Source organism: Microbacterium sp. CFBP 8794 (assembly GCF_014841235.1).
Taxonomy (GTDB): Bacteria; Actinomycetota; Actinomycetes; order Actinomycetales; family Microbacteriaceae; genus Microbacterium.
In genome coordinates this window covers 297594-311905 of sequence record NZ_JACYTT010000002.1, presented here as the reverse complement: position 1 = coordinate 311905, position 14312 = coordinate 297594, and the positions used below count along the sequence as shown (strand labels likewise).

General features: G+C 68.6%; 19 protein-coding genes. 17 read left to right on the top strand and 2 right to left on the bottom strand.

Annotation, left to right across the window (positions count from 1 at the left end):
• Nucleotides 1–15 precede the first annotated feature (15 nt).
• The 16 genes from IFU19_RS05195 (at nucleotide 16) to IFU19_RS05120 (ending at nucleotide 12913) form a co-directional block, all read left to right on the top strand.
• Complete coding sequence (locus IFU19_RS05195; RefSeq protein ID WP_192013102.1) at nucleotides 16–1476, top strand: phage portal protein family protein; 1461 nt, start codon at nucleotides 16–18, stop codon at nucleotides 1474–1476.
• Entirely contained in the window at nucleotides 1473–2753 is a 1281-nt protein-coding gene (locus tag IFU19_RS05190) for a head maturation protease, ClpP-related (RefSeq protein WP_192013101.1), read from the top strand. The genes IFU19_RS05195 and IFU19_RS05190 overlap by 4 nt, the downstream gene beginning before the upstream one ends.
• A gap of 11 nt (nucleotides 2754–2764) precedes the next feature.
• Entirely contained in the window at nucleotides 2765–3145 is a 381-nt protein-coding gene (locus tag IFU19_RS05185) for a capsid cement protein (protein ID WP_192013100.1), read from the top strand.
• A gap of 16 nt (nucleotides 3146–3161) precedes the next feature.
• Nucleotides 3162–4067 (top strand): major capsid protein, encoded by a 906-nt coding sequence (locus IFU19_RS05180; RefSeq protein WP_192013099.1) that lies wholly within the window; start codon nucleotides 3162–3164, stop codon nucleotides 4065–4067.
• Nucleotides 4067–4510 (top strand): hypothetical protein, encoded by a 444-nt coding sequence (locus IFU19_RS05175; protein ID WP_192013098.1) that lies wholly within the window; start codon nucleotides 4067–4069, stop codon nucleotides 4508–4510. Before IFU19_RS05180 ends, IFU19_RS05175 begins: the two co-directional genes overlap by 1 nt.
• Nucleotides 4511–4522: 12 nt before the next feature.
• Entirely contained in the window at nucleotides 4523–4891 is a 369-nt protein-coding gene (locus IFU19_RS05170; protein WP_192013097.1) for a hypothetical protein, read from the top strand.
• Nucleotides 4888–5241 (top strand): hypothetical protein, encoded by a 354-nt coding sequence (locus IFU19_RS05165; protein WP_192013096.1) that lies wholly within the window; start codon nucleotides 4888–4890, stop codon nucleotides 5239–5241. The genes IFU19_RS05170 and IFU19_RS05165 overlap by 4 nt, the downstream gene beginning before the upstream one ends.
• Nucleotides 5238–5507, top strand: coding sequence for an HK97 gp10 family phage protein (locus IFU19_RS05160; protein WP_192013095.1), 270 nt, complete (start codon nucleotides 5238–5240; stop codon nucleotides 5505–5507). The genes IFU19_RS05165 and IFU19_RS05160 overlap by 4 nt, the downstream gene beginning before the upstream one ends.
• Nucleotides 5500–5928: a hypothetical protein gene (locus tag IFU19_RS05155; protein ID WP_192013094.1), complete on the top strand. Its 429-nt coding sequence runs from the start codon at nucleotides 5500–5502 to the stop codon at nucleotides 5926–5928. The genes IFU19_RS05160 and IFU19_RS05155 overlap by 8 nt, the downstream gene beginning before the upstream one ends.
• A gap of 50 nt (nucleotides 5929–5978) precedes the next feature.
• Nucleotides 5979–6791, top strand: a complete 813-nt coding sequence (locus IFU19_RS05150) for an IPT/TIG domain-containing protein (protein WP_192013093.1) — start codon at nucleotides 5979–5981, stop codon at nucleotides 6789–6791.
• A gap of 82 nt (nucleotides 6792–6873) precedes the next feature.
• Nucleotides 6874–7287, top strand: coding sequence for a hypothetical protein (locus IFU19_RS05145; RefSeq protein WP_192013092.1), 414 nt, complete (start codon nucleotides 6874–6876; stop codon nucleotides 7285–7287).
• Between the two features lie 161 nt (nucleotides 7288–7448).
• Entirely contained in the window at nucleotides 7449–7595 is a 147-nt protein-coding gene (locus tag IFU19_RS05140; RefSeq protein ID WP_192013091.1) for a hypothetical protein, read from the top strand.
• Between the two features lie 17 nt (nucleotides 7596–7612).
• On the top strand, nucleotides 7613–10402 hold the full coding sequence (locus tag IFU19_RS05135; protein ID WP_192013090.1) for a tape measure protein: 2790 nt from the start codon (nucleotides 7613–7615) through the stop codon (nucleotides 10400–10402).
• The gene (locus IFU19_RS05130; RefSeq protein ID WP_192013089.1) at nucleotides 10399–11166 is read left to right on the top strand and encodes a hypothetical protein; all 768 of its coding nucleotides are present in this window, start codon (nucleotides 10399–10401) and stop codon (nucleotides 11164–11166) included. Before IFU19_RS05135 ends, IFU19_RS05130 begins: the two co-directional genes overlap by 4 nt.
• A 9-nt stretch (nucleotides 11167–11175) precedes the next feature.
• A complete protein-coding gene (locus IFU19_RS05125) occupies nucleotides 11176–12225 on the top strand; it encodes a hypothetical protein (protein ID WP_192013088.1) in 1050 nt (349 codons plus the stop codon).
• A complete protein-coding gene (locus tag IFU19_RS05120) occupies nucleotides 12212–12913 on the top strand; it encodes a polymer-forming cytoskeletal protein (protein WP_192013087.1) in 702 nt (233 codons plus the stop codon). Before IFU19_RS05125 ends, IFU19_RS05120 begins: the two co-directional genes overlap by 14 nt.
• Here the strand turns inward: IFU19_RS05120 and IFU19_RS05115 are convergent.
• Together IFU19_RS05115 and IFU19_RS05110 are read right to left on the bottom strand one after the other, a co-directional pair.
• Nucleotides 12910–13323, bottom strand: coding sequence for a DUF732 domain-containing protein (locus tag IFU19_RS05115; RefSeq protein ID WP_192013086.1), 414 nt, complete (start codon nucleotides 13321–13323; stop codon nucleotides 12910–12912). The genes IFU19_RS05120 and IFU19_RS05115 overlap by 4 nt on opposite strands.
• Nucleotides 13320–13466, bottom strand: a complete 147-nt coding sequence (locus IFU19_RS05110; RefSeq protein WP_192013085.1) for a hypothetical protein — start codon at nucleotides 13464–13466, stop codon at nucleotides 13320–13322. The genes IFU19_RS05115 and IFU19_RS05110 overlap by 4 nt, the downstream gene beginning before the upstream one ends.
• Before the next feature lie 56 nt (nucleotides 13467–13522).
• Between IFU19_RS05110 and IFU19_RS05105 the strand changes: the two genes are divergently transcribed.
• Entirely contained in the window at nucleotides 13523–14311 is a 789-nt protein-coding gene (locus IFU19_RS05105; protein WP_192013084.1) for a hypothetical protein, read from the top strand.
• The last annotated feature ends 1 nt before the right edge of the window (nucleotide 14312 follow it).

Sequence of the window (14312 nt, the reverse complement as noted above, 5' to 3'; positions counted from 1 at the left end):
CAGGAGGTCCCCACGTTGACCGAGATCGGCTACGTCACCGCCCCGCTCGCCGGATGGAACACGTTCATCGACGAGTCGGAAGCCGACCCGGACTTCCAGTGGCCCAAGTCCGTCCCGCTCGTGGACCGCATGCGACGCGACGACCCGCAGATCGCGAGCGTCCTGCTCGCAGTCACGCTCCCGATGCTCGAATCCGAGTGGCAGCTCGACTGCGCCGGCGTGCGGCCCGAGGTGTCCCGTCACGTGTCGCAGGATCTCGGCATCGAGATCAAGGGCGAGGTGTGGCAGGCGCCCCTCCGCACCAAGGGGCGGTTCTCGTGGAACGAGCACCTTCCGCTCGCGCTGCTCGAGCTCGCCTTCGGGCATTCGGTGTTCGAGCAGGTCTACGAGCCCGACTCGTTCGGCCGGGCCCACCTGAAGAAGCTGGCGTGGCGCCCCCACCGCACCATCGCCAGCTTCGACGTCGCCCGCGACGGCGGCCTCGTCGCGATCCGTCAGTTCGGCATCGGACTGTCCAGCCCAGATCCGAAGCGGGCTACCTTCACGCTCACCTCGTCGCCGGATGCCAAGATCCCGGTCAACCGCCTGGTGGTCTACGTGCACCAGCGCGAGGGCGCCAACTGGGCGGGCGTCTCGATGCTCCGCCCGGCCTACAAGATGTGGCTGCTCAAAGACCGCGCCTTGCGCGTCCAGGCGCTCGCCTCCGACCGCAACGGACTCGGGCTCCCGATCTACACGAGCGCACCGCCGCCGGACTTCAAGGACGACGCGAAGGTCAAGGCGTGGTTGGACGCCGAGATCGAACGCGGCATCCAGATCGCGAGGGGATCGCGCGCTGGCGAGACTGCGGGCGCTTCGCTGCCGAACGGCGCGACGCTCACCTTCAGCGGGGTCGAGGGGAACCTGCCCGACCTCGACAAGCAGATCCGCTACTACGACGAGCAGATCGGCCGCGCGGCGCTGACGAACTTCCTCAACCTCGGCGGCGACAACTCCACCGGCTCGTATGCGCTCGGCGACACGTTCCGAGACTTCTTCACGAAGTCGCTGAACGCCCTCGCTCGGCACATCGCGACGATCACCCAGCAGTACGTGATCGAGGATCTCGTCGACAAGAACTGGGGACCCAACGAGCCCGCTCCGCGGCTCGTCCCGCCGAAGATCGGCAACGAGCACCCAGCCACGGCCGAATCGATCCGTGCCCTGCTCGACTCCGGCGCCATCAAGTGGGACCCGGCGCTCGAGGCTCACCTGCGCGCGCAGTTCGGCATCCCCGTCCGCGCCGTCGGCGCCGACCATCCGGACGACGACGTCGACCCGCGCGCGGCGCGAGCGATCGCCGAGACCGTGCAGAAGTCCACCCCCGCCGTCGGCGCACCGTTCCTCACGCGCCGTGAGGCCCGTGCGATCGCTCGTCGTGCCGGCGCTGCTCTCGACCCGGACGAACCGTCCACCCAGATCCAGGAGGCATCGTGACCACTCGAACCGCACCGCCCGTCCGCCCCCGCGCGGCGGACGCCAAAGAGCGGCAGGAGCGCCGCTACTGGGGGTCAGTGGAGCCGCCGAAGTCGAAGGCATCGTTCTTCTCCGCCGTCACGGCGCCGGCGCCCGAGGGCGAGGACGTCACCGTGGCGACCATCCGCCTCTACGGCCCGATCGACTCGTGGGGCGGCTGGTGGGGCATCTCGGCAGAGGACGTCGCGCGAGTGCTCGACGCGCTTCCCACTTCCGTCGAGCAGATTGTCCTCCGCATCAACAGCCCCGGCGGCGAGGTGTGGGAGGCCATGGCCATCCTCAACATGCTCGGCGCCAACAGCGCCCGCGTCATCGCCGTCGTCGACGGGATCGCCGCTTCTGCCGCATCTTTCATCGCCGCTGGCTGCGACGAGACGGTGATGAGCAAGGGCAGCCAGATGATGATCCACTCACCCTCGTCCATCGCCTGGGGCAACGCCGCCGAGATGCGGAAGGTCGCCGCGTTCCTCGACGTCGTCGAAGCGTCCTCGATCGAGATCTACACCGAGAAGGCCGGCGAGCAGGACTGGGCGACGATGCTCGCCGACGAGACCTGGCTGACCGCGGCCGCGACCGTCGAGCTCGGCCTCGCCGACCGCATCGGCGTCGTCATGGACGCCGGCGCGGCCTCGACTGTCGGGGTCGAGGAGGACGAGGTGGACACGGTCATCCTCGTCGACGACGAGCCCGACGACGCGGTCACCGACCGCATCCGTGCCGTTGCGGCATCCGCCCGCGCATCGGCCCCCAAGCCCCCGAGCTCGTCCGAGCCGGGTACCCCCATCCGAAAGGAGAACGTCGTGACGAACGACGCCCCCACGGCTGCGGTCGACGAGCGGCTCGGCACGCCCGAGCCCGTCGCCGAGGCGGAGACGGTCTCGACCGCCGCCGCCCCGACCGCCGCCCAGCCCACCAACCCCGGCCTGCTCTCGGGCACGGTCGCCGTCGACGCGAACGTCTGGGACCAGGTGCAGCGCGACGCCCGCGCCGGCGCCCTGGCACGCGCCGAGCAGGACAAGACCCGCCGCGACGGCATCATCGCGACTGCGATCGCCGCGGGCCGCATCGCCCCCACCTCGAGCGAGCACTTCCGCAAGATGCTCGACACCGACGAGACCGGAACGGCCGCCGCGATCGCGTCGCTGCAGCCGAACACCGCGCTCCCCGTCGAGGAGATCGGCCACGGCGTCGGCCTCACCGACGACGACACCGCCTACCCGTCCAACTGGAAGCGCTGAGGAGCGACGCCATGAACGAAACCATCCCGCTGTACCGCCCCGGTGATGACGTCACCGCGACCGCCTCCGGCGCCATCACCGGTAAGACGTTCGTCGACATCTCCGCGGGCGTCAACGCCGCCGCCGGCACGACCCTCACGGTCGTCACCGCCACAGCCGCGGGCGCCACCGTCGGCGTCGCCTCGCGCGACACCGCCTCCGGTGCGAAGCTCCACGTCCTCCGGGGCAAGGGGTCCGTCGTCCCCGTCACGGCGGGCGGCAACATCGCCGTCGGCGCCGATGTCGAGGTCGGCGCGAACGGGCGAGCCGTCACGCTCGCAGCAGGCAAGCCCCGCGGGCGTGCCTGGTCGACCGGCGCCGCCGGATCCGACGTCTTCATCGAGCTCTACTGAGAAAGGAGAGCGAACCATGGCCAACGCCAGCGCCACCGCGTACCCCTTCGCGGCGCCCACCGTCAACGGCTCCACCATCACCGTGGAGACGATGCTCAACCAGCCGACGCGCATCACGCGCTACCTGTCGGACATCGCCCTGCGGAACTACATCAGCCCGCTGATCTTCTCCACGCCGGGAGGTGTCTCGGGCGGTGCGGTCATCTACGACCAGCTCACGCTGAACGACCTGTTCCCGACGCGTGACGTGCAGGAGGTCGCGCCCGGCTCGGAGTTCCCGAACCTGACCTCGGAGGACGGGGAGCCCAAGGTCGCCGCTGTCGAGAAGCACGGTGGCAAGTTCTTCGTCACCGACGAGGCTCGCGACCGCAACGACGGCGGCAAGATCCAGCGCGAGGGTCGCAAGATCATGAACGCGATGGTTCGCCGTCAGGACGCTCGCAGCATCGCGATCCTGGATGCCGCCCTCTCCGCGTTCCCGTCTCAGACCGTCGTCGGCTCGAACTGGGGCAACGTCGTGACCGGCGGCGCCGGTCAGACCAACGCGGCCCTGTGGCCCGCGTCGGACATCGCCCGCGTGCAGGGTCTCGCCGACACCCAGGAGCTGGGCGTCGAGATCGACACGCTCATCGTGAACCCGAACCAGGCGGTGCTGCTTCGCATCGTCTACGGCGACGACCTCACCGACGCGCTGGAGAGCTCGGGGATCGACAACCTCCGGGCGTCGAACCGTGTCGCTCCCGGCACTGCCTTCGCCCTCGCGGCGCAGCAGCCCGGCGAGATGCGCCCCGAGAAGCCGCTGGGCACCGAGACGTGGCGGGAGCCCGGCTCGCAGCGCACGTGGGTGCAGACCGACGCGCGCTTCGTGTCCTACATCACCGATCCCTACTCGGTGTTCAAGCTGACGGGACTGGCCGGCTGATGGCCGCCCGGACCATCAAGCTCGGCTTCGTCGTCTACACCGACGTCTACGGCCGACCCGAAACTGGCCACCTCGGTGACGAGGTCGACGTGCACGAGGACGACCTCGAGCGCTTCGACCGACTCAACGTGGTGCCCGACGTCGTCGGAGTGGCCGCGGCCGCCCCCACGCAGACCGACCTCGATGAGGCGGTCGCCGCCGCCGTCGAAGCGAAGGAAGCCGAGCTCGCCGCGGCGCGCGAGGCGCTCTCCGCTGACGCCGAGCAGCTGGAGGCCACCGAGGTCGCCGCACGTCGGGCGATCGAAGCTGAGGTGGCGAACGTCGTCGCCGCGAAGGAAGAGCTGGCGCGCGAGCGCGAGGCCTTCGAGGCGGAGAAGGCCGCAGCTGCTCAGGCCGAGCCCGAGAAGAAGACCGCCGCACGGGCCCCCAAGGCCCAGGCGTGAGAGAAGGGGGCGATGGTGAAGATCACACCCGCTGAGCTCGGCATCCAGGACGAGGATCTCGCCCGCCGAGTGCTGGTGCGCGCACGCACCATCGCCCCCTGCCTCGACGGCTTCGACGAGGGTAGCGACGAACGGAAAGACGTCGTCGCGATCCTCAAGGGCGTCATCGCTGAGCTACCCAAGCCCGGCACGCGGAACGTGCGCTCGCAGGCCGTGAACAACGCCTCCGTGCAGTACCGCGACATCGCGTCTGCCTTCGACGGGGACGCCACAGCGTCTCTGCGCTCGCTGTGCGGCGCGACGACGAGCGGAGCGCTCCCGGTCGGGAGCTTCCCCGATCCGTCCGGCATCAGCCGCCTGTGGCCGGAGAAGTACTCATGACCGGCTTCGCCTTCGGTCAGACCGTCGAGCGCGATCGCCGTGATCAGCGCCCCGACCCGTACAACCCGGCCCGGACCGTGCCTGGGCCCTGGTCGGAAGCCACGACGATCACCATCGACGGGGCATGGGTCGCCTCCAGCTCGAGCACGCGTTCCGAGACGGCGACGCGCGCGCAGATCCTCACCGAGAAGAGCCTCTTCTGCCAGCCCGATGACGATGTGCTCCCTGGCGACCGCATCCGCGCCGACGGCGTCGAGTACTTCGTCCACGTGAAGCCCGCGGCGGACCGCAACCCGTTCACGGGGTGGCAGCCCCACCTCGAAGTGCCACTCGAAGATCGGGAGGGATGATGGCCGCGCAGTTCTTCGACGACGCCCTGGACGAGATTGCGCAGTCCGCCGGCGTCCGAGGCGTCGTCACCGACGCCGCAGACACGGTCGCGGACATTGCCCGCGCCGATGCTCCGGTCGCGTCGGGGGAGTACCGCGACAGCATCCATGTCGAGGTCAAGGGCGTCGTCGCCACCGTCGTCGCCGACGTGCGCCACGCGATGATCGTCGAATCTCGCGAGGGAACCCTGGCCCGCGCGCTCGGCAAGGCAGCGAGCCGTGCCTGACCCCGCGGTCATCCACGCCGACCTCGAACTCTTCCTCACCCGCTGGTACCGCGCCGCCCTCGCCGCTCGCCCGGAGGACGTGTGCCGCGGCGTCGAGGTCGACAACCGCGAACCAGGCGGGGAGCAGTTCCCCGAACGTCTGCTCGTCATCCGCAACGACGGCGGCCCTGAAACCTCACTCCTCACCGGCCGCCGCAACGTCGGGCTTTCCGTGCTCGCAGGCGACCCCGAGAACCCGCAGGACGCCGCCGACCTCGCCGAGATCGTCTACGCCCTCCGCACCCAGATCCCCAGCACCGACCCCGACAACCCCGTTGCGGCGGTGCTCGGGTCGCTCGGCCCTTACCGGGTGCCCGAGTTTCAGCCGCGCGCCCGGCGCTATATGACGTTCTCCCTGAGCGTCGTCGGCAAGGCGCTGTAACCCCACCCACCCAGGCCCGGACGGGCCCACCGCTTCGAAGGAGCACCAGCATGGTCGACGCGTTCGGCAACGACATCTCCGCCGTCGGTATCCCGGTCACCGGGTCCCTCGGCATCGCCCCGGGAGGCACGACCTTCCCTACCGCGGCCGAAGGCGCCGCCCAGTCCCTCAGCCTCGATCCCGCGTTCGAGAAGGCGGGTCTGCTCACCGAGGACGGCGGCTTCGAGTGGATGCTCGAACCCGACGGCGACCGCCAGAAGTTCTTCCAGGAGGGCTACTCGATCCCCAGCGGCCTGTCCGAGCCGACGCTCGTCGTCAAGCTCGCCCAGTACGACCGCCTCGCCCGGAAGATCGCGTGGGGCAAGACGCCCGACGCGAACGGGTACCTCACCATCGACGCCGGCGGCTACGTCCAGGATCTCTCCGTCTTCACCGAGGAGATCTTCAAGGGCGGCGTCATCGTGCGCCGCGTCGCGGACGTCTTCCTGATGAAGGCGAAGATGGACAAGTCCGAGCGCGGCAAGGTCCGCGGCCTCGAGCTGACGTTCGGTCTGCGCCGCTCGCCGCGCCTGAACAACGAGCACGTCGGCGAGTGGCTGATCCCGCCCGTCAGCACGGTCGCTCCCACCATCACATCGGCCCTGCCGACCGCGAAGGGCGCCGGCGAGACGGTCACGATCACCGGCACCAACTTCTACGGTGCGACGTCGGTGACGTTCGGTGGCGTCGAGTCGCCGCTGTTCCAGGTGACCTCGTCCACGCAGATCAAGGCCGCCCTGCCCGCCGGTTCCGCCGGCTCCGCTCCCATCGTCGTGACCGGCCCCGCCGGCGCGTCGACGGCGCGCGCGTACACCCGCGCGTGACCTACCTGCTGGCCGGGGCCGTGATGGGCACCCCGGCCAGCAGTCGCACCCACCCCGCCCATCGCGAACCGAAAGGCCCATCATGACCACCGCTGACAAGACCGTCACGAAGCGCCCGCCGCGCGCGAAGCCCGAGCCCGGCCCCAAGCCCGACTTCTTCGTCGTCGAAGACCACCTGAAGTGCCAGACCCCCGAGGGGGAGGTCTCCCTCGACCTGCGCATCCCGATCGAGCGCCTCGAGCTGTTCATGAACATGGACGAGATCGACGAGAAGCTGCTCCCGAAGTACCTCCGCGACGAGATCCTCTGGCCCGAGGACCGGGACAAGATCGTCAACATGCGCGACGGTGCGAAGGCGTTCGCCATGCTCATGCGCTACGCCGAAGAGGTCGGCAAGCGGATGGGAGCCGGCCTGGGGGAATCCTCGCCCTCTACGTCTTCGTCGGAAGACACCGAGGGGCAGTCCGCTTCGACTTCCGACGCTACCTCCGCCTAGAGCTCGAGGACATCGGTCGATCCCTCTCCTATCGGAAGGCGCTCGACTACGTCGCCGAGCTCGAGCGTGAGTTCGGGTCGCACACGAACGCGTCCGTCGCGGGGTGGAAGCACACCGTCACCTACGGCGAGTTCCTCGCCTGGACGCACGCCACGGCGTTCATGAACGCCAACCGCGACACGACGACCCACCCCGATCCGGTGGAGTTGCCGACCCCCTGGCCTGACACGCAGGCGGTCGACGTCACGCCGGAAGAACGCGCCGAGCTGCGCGCCGAGCTGAAGGCGCGGTCCGCGTTCGCTCACTGATCCACACGGGGGTGCTGATGACGATTGTCGGCGCGGGCGAAGTCCCCATCAGCCCCACCTTCCCCGGCTTCCGGGGCGACGTGCTCGACCAGATCAACACGACCGCCTCGGAAGCCGGAGGCCGCTTCAAGGCAGCCTTCGGCGCCGCGGCGCGCGGCATCGGCGCGGGCATCGCCGTCGGCGTCGCCGCGGCAACCGCCAGCGTCGCCGCGATCGGCGGACAGGGCCTCAGCCGTGCGCTGAACATCCAGGACGCGAAGGCGCAGCTCACCGGTCTGGGCCACTCGGCCGAGTCTGTCGGCACGATCATGGAATCCGCCCTCGCATCGGTGAAGGGCACCGCGTTCGGGCTCGACCAGTCGGCGCAGATCGCCGCGTCATCCGTCGCCGCCGGCATCGCCCCCGGCGAAGCGCTCACCCGCACACTCAAGCTCACCGCCGACTCCGCGACGATCGCGAAAAAGCCCCTCTCCGAGATGGGCGAGATCATCAACAAGGTCGCGACGAACCAGCGCCTCACGACCGACACGATGCAGCAGTTTCAGAACCGCAGCATTCCCCTTCTGCAGGCCGTGGCTGACCAGTTTGGTGTGACCGCCGACGAAGCGGCAGACATGGTGTCTCGCGGCGAGGTCGACTTCGCCGCCTTCCAGACCGCTCTCGAGTCGGCTGTCGGTGGGGCCGCCCTATCGTCGGGCACCACCGCGCGCGGCGCGCTCGCCAACATCGGCGCGGCGTTCTCCCGCCTCGGCGCGATGTTCGTGCAGTCCGGCGTGGACAACGCGCCGTCGCTGTTCACGACGATCGCCAACGCAGTCGACCGCGCCGCCGAGTCGCTCAAGCCCTTCGCCGCGTCCCTCTCCGAGCGCATCGGGCCCGCGATGGCAGCGATGGGCGCATGGGTCGACTCCATCGACTTCTCTGCCATCGTCAACGGCATCCGCGAGTTCTACCTCGGCGCCGTCGACGTCAAAGATCTCCTGCTCACCGGGTTTACCGAGAACGAGACGCTCCTGCCCGACGGTGTCGTGCAGGGCCTGCGCATCGCGCACGACGTCTTCGCCAGCATCGCGGGTGTCGTGCGCAGCATGTTCGACGCGTTCCGCGGCGGCAGCGGTGGAGTCGAGGGCGTCTCGACCTCCATCGGATCCGTCGGCGCGTCCCTCGCGACGCTGCAGCCGGCGTTCGCGTCGTTCGCCGGTCAGATGCCGAAAATCGGTGAGGCGATCGGCAAGCTCGCCGCGAGCGGTATCACCGTGCTCACGCAGGTGCTGTCGTTCCTCGCCGACAACGTCGACACCATCATCCAGTTCATGCCGCTGATCGTCGCCGGGTTCATCGCCTGGCGCGTCGCTTCCGCGGCCGTTGCCAACGCCACCCTCGCGCTGCGCGCCGGGGAGCTCGCGGCGACGCCGGTGTACTTCGCGAACAACGTCATGCGCAACAACTCGGTGCGTATCGAGCGGCAGCTCGCGATCGCGAAGGCCGCGGCCGCAGGCTCCACGAGCGCGGCCACCACGGCGACGACGGTCAACACGGCCGCCACTGCGCGCGGCACGATCGCGACGATCGCGGCGAACACGGCAGCCCGTGTCGCGGCGGCCGGGCAGTGGCTGCTCAACGCCGCCATGACCGCGAACCCGATCGGGCTCATCATCGCCGCCATCGTGGCGTTGGTGGCGGGGCTGGTGTGGTTCTTCACGCAGACCGAGCTCGGTCAGGCGATCTGGGGTGAGTTCACCCGCTTCCTCGGTGAGGCGTGGGCGAACATCGTCTCCGTCGCGACGACGGTGTTCACGGCGCTCGCGTCGTTCTTCACGGACGTGTGGAACGGGATCGTCGACGTCGTCACCACGGTGTGGAACAACGTCTCCGGGTTCCTCGGGCCGATTTTTGACTTCATCGCCACCCTCATCCGGGTGTACGTCGAGACGTGGATAAACATCATCCTCGTCATGGCCGCGGTGCTGGTCACGATCTGGAACGGCATCGTCTCCGTCGTCACCACCGTGTGGAACGCGATCGTCGCCTTCCTAGCGCCGATCGTCGAGTTCATCGTCGGCATGGTCGTCAGCTACTTCACCGGGCTGTGGGCCTTCTGGGTGGCCGTGTGGACCGGGGTCGTGGACTTCTTCACCGGCGTGTGGAACGCGCTCGTCGCGTTCCTCGTCCCGATCATCGCGGCCGTCATCGGAGCCGTGCAGGGGCCCGTGCAGGCGATGTCCGACTGGTGGAACGGCGTGTGGTCCGCGATCAGCGGGTTCTTCGCCGGCATCTGGAACGGGATGGTCGGCGCCGTCTCCGGCGCGATCGCTCAGATCGGCGGGTTCGTCGGCGGCATCTTCGACACCGTCATGGGCGCCATCGGCAACGCCGGCACCTGGCTGCTCGACGCGGGCGCCGACGTCGTCCGCGGATTCTGGGAGGGCATCTCCGGCATGGGCGGCTGGCTCATGGAGCAGGTCGGCGGGTTCTTCGACGGCGTCATCGGCTGGGCCAAGGACACCCTCGGCATCCAGTCGCCCTCGCGGGTGTTCCGCACCGAAGTCGGCCAGATGGTCGGCGAAGGAATGGCGCTCGGCGTCACCGACTCGTCGACCGTAGTTCAGCGCGCGATGGTCGCCCTGTCGGCCGTTCCGCCCGCATCAGCGATCTCGCCGCAGGCGCGGAGCGCCCAGGCAACGACCGAAGGTGACCGCGGTCCGGCCTTCCAGCAGATCAACCAGTTCGCTGCGATGGACCCGACCGACGCGATCGAGGCGGTGAGCCATCGGGCAGAGGCGATAGCGGAAGCGGTGGGCGTGTGAGCGTGGTCGAGATTCACGGGGAGGGGCGCGTCGTTCGCGGCGTCCCCTCCTCCGCACATCGGACGGGCCTGTTCATCGGGCCGAATGGATTGAAGGGCATGCAGGGTCTGCCCGCTCGACGCCGTGAGGCGCTCTCTCGGCCCCTGTCGGCGGGGGAGTATGACGTCCCCGTGCGGCTGCCGTCGCGCATCATCACCATCGAGCCGGGGGTGATCATCGGGTCCTCCGAGGATGATCTGCAGCGCCAGTGTGACTCCGTCAACGGGTGGGGCGCATCGGGTGAGCGGTTCCCGCTGACGCACAACGTCGGCGGGAAGACCCGCATCAGCTTCGTCCGGGTCATCGCCGCGGAAGGTGTCAATGAGCAGCGTCGTGTCGGGGAGCACTTCTACGGCCGGTTCATGGTGCAGTTCCATGCGGCCGACCCCCGCCAGTACGGGGCGACGGAGGCGTACCCGGTACTAGCGCCCGGTGGCACGGTGAAGGTCGAGTCGCGGGGAAACTATCCCGCCCACCCCACCGTCGAAATCCCTGACGCGCCGTCCGCGTGGAGCGTGACCTCACCCGCCGGCACGTTCACCGTCTCGGGCGTCCCTGCTGGGGGACTGCATCGATTCGAAACCCGCACTGGCCGCGTCTACCGCGACGGCGTGTGGTTGCAAGACGCCGGAACGGGCCCCCTCTGGGCCGTACCGAACGGGACCGAGTGGGAGCACTCCCTGTCCGTCCCCGGACGCATCCTGCTGGACCCCACCTGGATCTGAGGAGGCACCGTGACCGAGTGGTCCCTCACCGTGAACGACTCCATCACCGGGACGTTCCGCTCGCACGTGCAGCCCGCCGAGTCGGATTGGTCCACAAGCCTCGCCGGCGACGGCACCAGCACCGAAACATTCGTGATGGGTGACGCCGACGAACCCTGGACCGAGGAGCAGATCGACCAGACGTTCGAGGGGAACAGTCGACTCCTCGTCCGGTGGTGGGGGGACACCCCCATCTACGCGCAGAAGATCGACGAAAACGAGATCGACTACGACACCGGGAAAGTCAAGGTGCCAGCGTCCGACCTCATCCGGGAGGCCGACTGGCGAATGATCGACGGAGTGCTCGCGGACAAGGACTCCACGCTGACCATCGCGAACCGGTCCGCGGCCGGCGCGGTCCGCGCTGTGTTCGAGCGGATGATGCAGTGGGGTCCGGAGTGGAAGTACCCGCTGGACCTTCCCCCGGACGGTGCGGGTGATGTCGGCGGCACGTGGAGGTTCTGGGAGAAGTTTCGCATCTCCGACATCCTCAAGCAGATCGAGGACCGAACCGGATGTGAGACGTTCCTGCAGGTCTACAGCCCCGGCGGTCGGGACATTCGATTCCGAGTCGTGGTCGGCACCCCGATCGTCTACGGGAGCACGGTATTCAAGCTCAAAGCGGACGACAGCCCCCTATCCGGGGTGAAGCGTCGGAAGAGCTGGCGCCGCCAGGTCACCGGCATCCTCGGCGTCGGAAACGGCACCGGGCATGACCAGGAGACCCGCTGGGCTGGCTCGCCCGCTGGCCCGATCCGGGACACCAAAGAGTCGTTCCCCGACCTGACTGGCGACGCGTTGCAGGCCGCCGTGACGCGGTACTACGAGGCAAACTCCGGGCCGGTCACCCAGTGGACCGTCGGGTCGTTCACGATCAGCGATGAAAATCCTCCGATGCTTGCCCTGCCCGGAAGCGGGTGGGTGCTCGAGACGCCGACCGTGCACTCGCTACGAGTGATCAAGGTGTCCGGGAGCAACGGACGCGAGCTCAAGACGGAGGTGCAGAATGCAGCTTCGTGACCTCTCCGACGCGTTCTGGTGGATTCGTCGTCTGATCTTCCGCGTCGACCGCCTCGAGAGCGGTGCAATGCTCGAGAACTCGTCCATCAGCAACGGCCGCATGCGGTTCATCGGCGGGCTGCTGCGGGTGGACTCCGGTGGTCGTGTCGAAATCGTGGGCACCCTGCAGGTCGACGGCACCTCCACCGTCACCGGCGAGTTCACCGTGGCCGGCCCGTGGTCGTTGACCGGGGACGGCACAATCACGGGTCGCGTCGAGATCTCCGGGCCGGTGGAGATCAGCGGCGACGTCGACCTCACGGGCACGATGACCGTCACGGGCGACGTCGAGGTGACGGGGTCGGGCAAGATCACCGTCGGCAACATCATCATCGAGGACGGCAAGATCAAAGCCGGCGGCATGACGATCAACCCCGACGTGAACGGCGGTCAGATCGAGTTCGGCGACGGCCGCACCATCAACGCCGGCACGGGGTTCCTCGGCGTCTACGACGGCGACCGTCAGATCATCTTCAACTTGTCCGGCGTCACCCTCGTCGCGGGTGGCCGTTCGCTTGCGGTTGGCCCTGCAGGCATCCGCGTGACAGGCGCGGGCACCATCGCTCAGGCAGACGTGCCCGACAGTTTCCTCGGCGCTGCGGTCATCGATTCGAGCGGTCTGCTCCTACGCGTGATCGCCGGCGCTTAGCGGCAAAGAGTGGTGGCCGCGGCCGTGATGATTGTTCCGCTGTCCGAGAAGTAGCCGAGACCGTTCGCGGGCTCCCCTTCGATGACCGAAATCTGATCGCTCGGAGTCCCAGCCGCGAGTTCTTCGCATGCCTTGCGGCCAGCCTCAAGGAGTTGCTCGTCCGTGGCGTTCGGAATGACGTTGTCCGGTCGGAGTTCGGCTCGCACGATCTCGAGGTAAGTCGCCTCGAAATCCAGGGCGGCGGGCGTCTCTGCGGTGAGCGGTTCGACCTCGACGGTGGTGTTACCAGCGCCGTACGCGCCGCTCGAACCGGGGGTGACGGTGACCGTCTCCGTCGTCGTGGTGCTCGTGCACCCAGCGAGGAGGAGCAGGGCGGCGACCGCGGTGGCGGCGAGGGCTGTGCGCTTCATCGTTCGTCCGTTCCGTTCACGTAGTCCTCGAGCCCGCGTCGGATGACGTCGCTGAGGTTGTCGCCGTTCTGGTCGGCGCGGTCTTTGGCCGCCTGCCAGATCTCGTCCGAGATGCGGACGTTCCTGAGTGGTGTCGGGGCCATGCCGACACTGTACCTACATCTGTACCTACATGCAATATGGAAAGAGAGGTGCCTGCATGGCATGGCGCAACGGCAACATCCCGGAGGGTGACCTCGTCATCTTCGAGCGGGGCTACAACGACACCGACCGCAACTGGTACTGGGGCCTCACCCCAGGGACCTACGCGCGGGTGCTTGCGCTCATCGCCCTCGCGTTCCTCCACACTGGCCGGCGCCTCTCGCCCGGCGACGGCTGGAGCACGTACCGACCCCTATGGGCGCAGGAGATCGCACGCCGCATCCATGGCATCTTCGCCGCCACCCCGGGAGCTTCGTCGCACGGCGGGTTCTGGGAGGGCCGCGAGACTCTCGCGATCGACTTCTCGAACTGGTCATGGGTCTACGGCGGCGACCGTGCCGCGTTCTACGCCGACTGCTGGGCGGTCGGACTCACCCCCGGGATGATCGAGCCCCGCCGTGGGTACCCCGACGAGCCATGGCACGTCATCGACATGAACCCCCGAGCTGGCGCGCCCGCGCCGGCCGGCACCATTACACCGTCTGAGGAGGACGAACTCATGGCTGCAAAAGACGAGATCATCGCGAGCATCACGAAGCTGCAGGCGGAGATCCACGATCGCCGCGATGTGGTCGTCGCGCGAGTCGTCGACGAGAACGGCGTCCGCACGACGTGGGTGCTCGATCACGGTGCCGGCACGAAGCGTAACGCCTACACCGGACTGTCCAGCGACGCTGAGGTGAATGCCTACGTCGACTGGCTGAACGCGCAGGGCATCCCCACCCTGGGTGGGGATCAGGCGCCGTTCACGATCGCCGGCTACCGCGACATCACCGACGGGAAGTAGC

Excerpts from the sequence above, each read along its gene's own strand:
- IFU19_RS05105 (WP_192013084.1), top strand. The coding sequence starts at position 13,523 with ATGGCATGGCGCAACGGCAACATCCCGGAGGGTGACCTCGTCATCTTC.
- IFU19_RS05120 (WP_192013087.1), top strand. The coding sequence starts at position 12,212 with ATGCAGCTTCGTGACCTCTCCGACGCGTTCTGGTGGATTCGTCGTCTG.
- IFU19_RS05150 (WP_192013093.1), top strand. The coding sequence starts at position 5,979 with ATGGTCGACGCGTTCGGCAACGACATCTCCGCCGTCGGTATCCCGGTC.
- IFU19_RS05160 (WP_192013095.1), top strand. The coding sequence starts at position 5,238 with ATGATGGCCGCGCAGTTCTTCGACGACGCCCTGGACGAGATTGCGCAG.
- IFU19_RS05115 (WP_192013086.1), bottom strand. The coding sequence starts at position 13,323 with ATGAAGCGCACAGCCCTCGCCGCCACCGCGGTCGCCGCCCTGCTCCTC.
- IFU19_RS05135 (WP_192013090.1), top strand. The coding sequence starts at position 7,613 with ATGACGATTGTCGGCGCGGGCGAAGTCCCCATCAGCCCCACCTTCCCC.
- IFU19_RS05170 (WP_192013097.1), top strand. The coding sequence starts at position 4,523 with ATGGTGAAGATCACACCCGCTGAGCTCGGCATCCAGGACGAGGATCTC.
- IFU19_RS05140 (WP_192013091.1), top strand. The coding sequence starts at position 7,449 with ATGAACGCCAACCGCGACACGACGACCCACCCCGATCCGGTGGAGTTG.
- IFU19_RS05185 (WP_192013100.1), top strand. The coding sequence starts at position 2,765 with ATGAACGAAACCATCCCGCTGTACCGCCCCGGTGATGACGTCACCGCG.
- IFU19_RS05180 (WP_192013099.1), top strand. The coding sequence starts at position 3,162 with ATGGCCAACGCCAGCGCCACCGCGTACCCCTTCGCGGCGCCCACCGTC.
- IFU19_RS05175 (WP_192013098.1), top strand. The coding sequence starts at position 4,067 with ATGGCCGCCCGGACCATCAAGCTCGGCTTCGTCGTCTACACCGACGTC.
- IFU19_RS05165 (WP_192013096.1), top strand. The coding sequence starts at position 4,888 with ATGACCGGCTTCGCCTTCGGTCAGACCGTCGAGCGCGATCGCCGTGAT.
- IFU19_RS05110 (WP_192013085.1), bottom strand. The coding sequence starts at position 13,466 with ATGGCCCCGACACCACTCAGGAACGTCCGCATCTCGGACGAGATCTGG.
- IFU19_RS05145 (WP_192013092.1), top strand. The coding sequence starts at position 6,874 with ATGACCACCGCTGACAAGACCGTCACGAAGCGCCCGCCGCGCGCGAAG.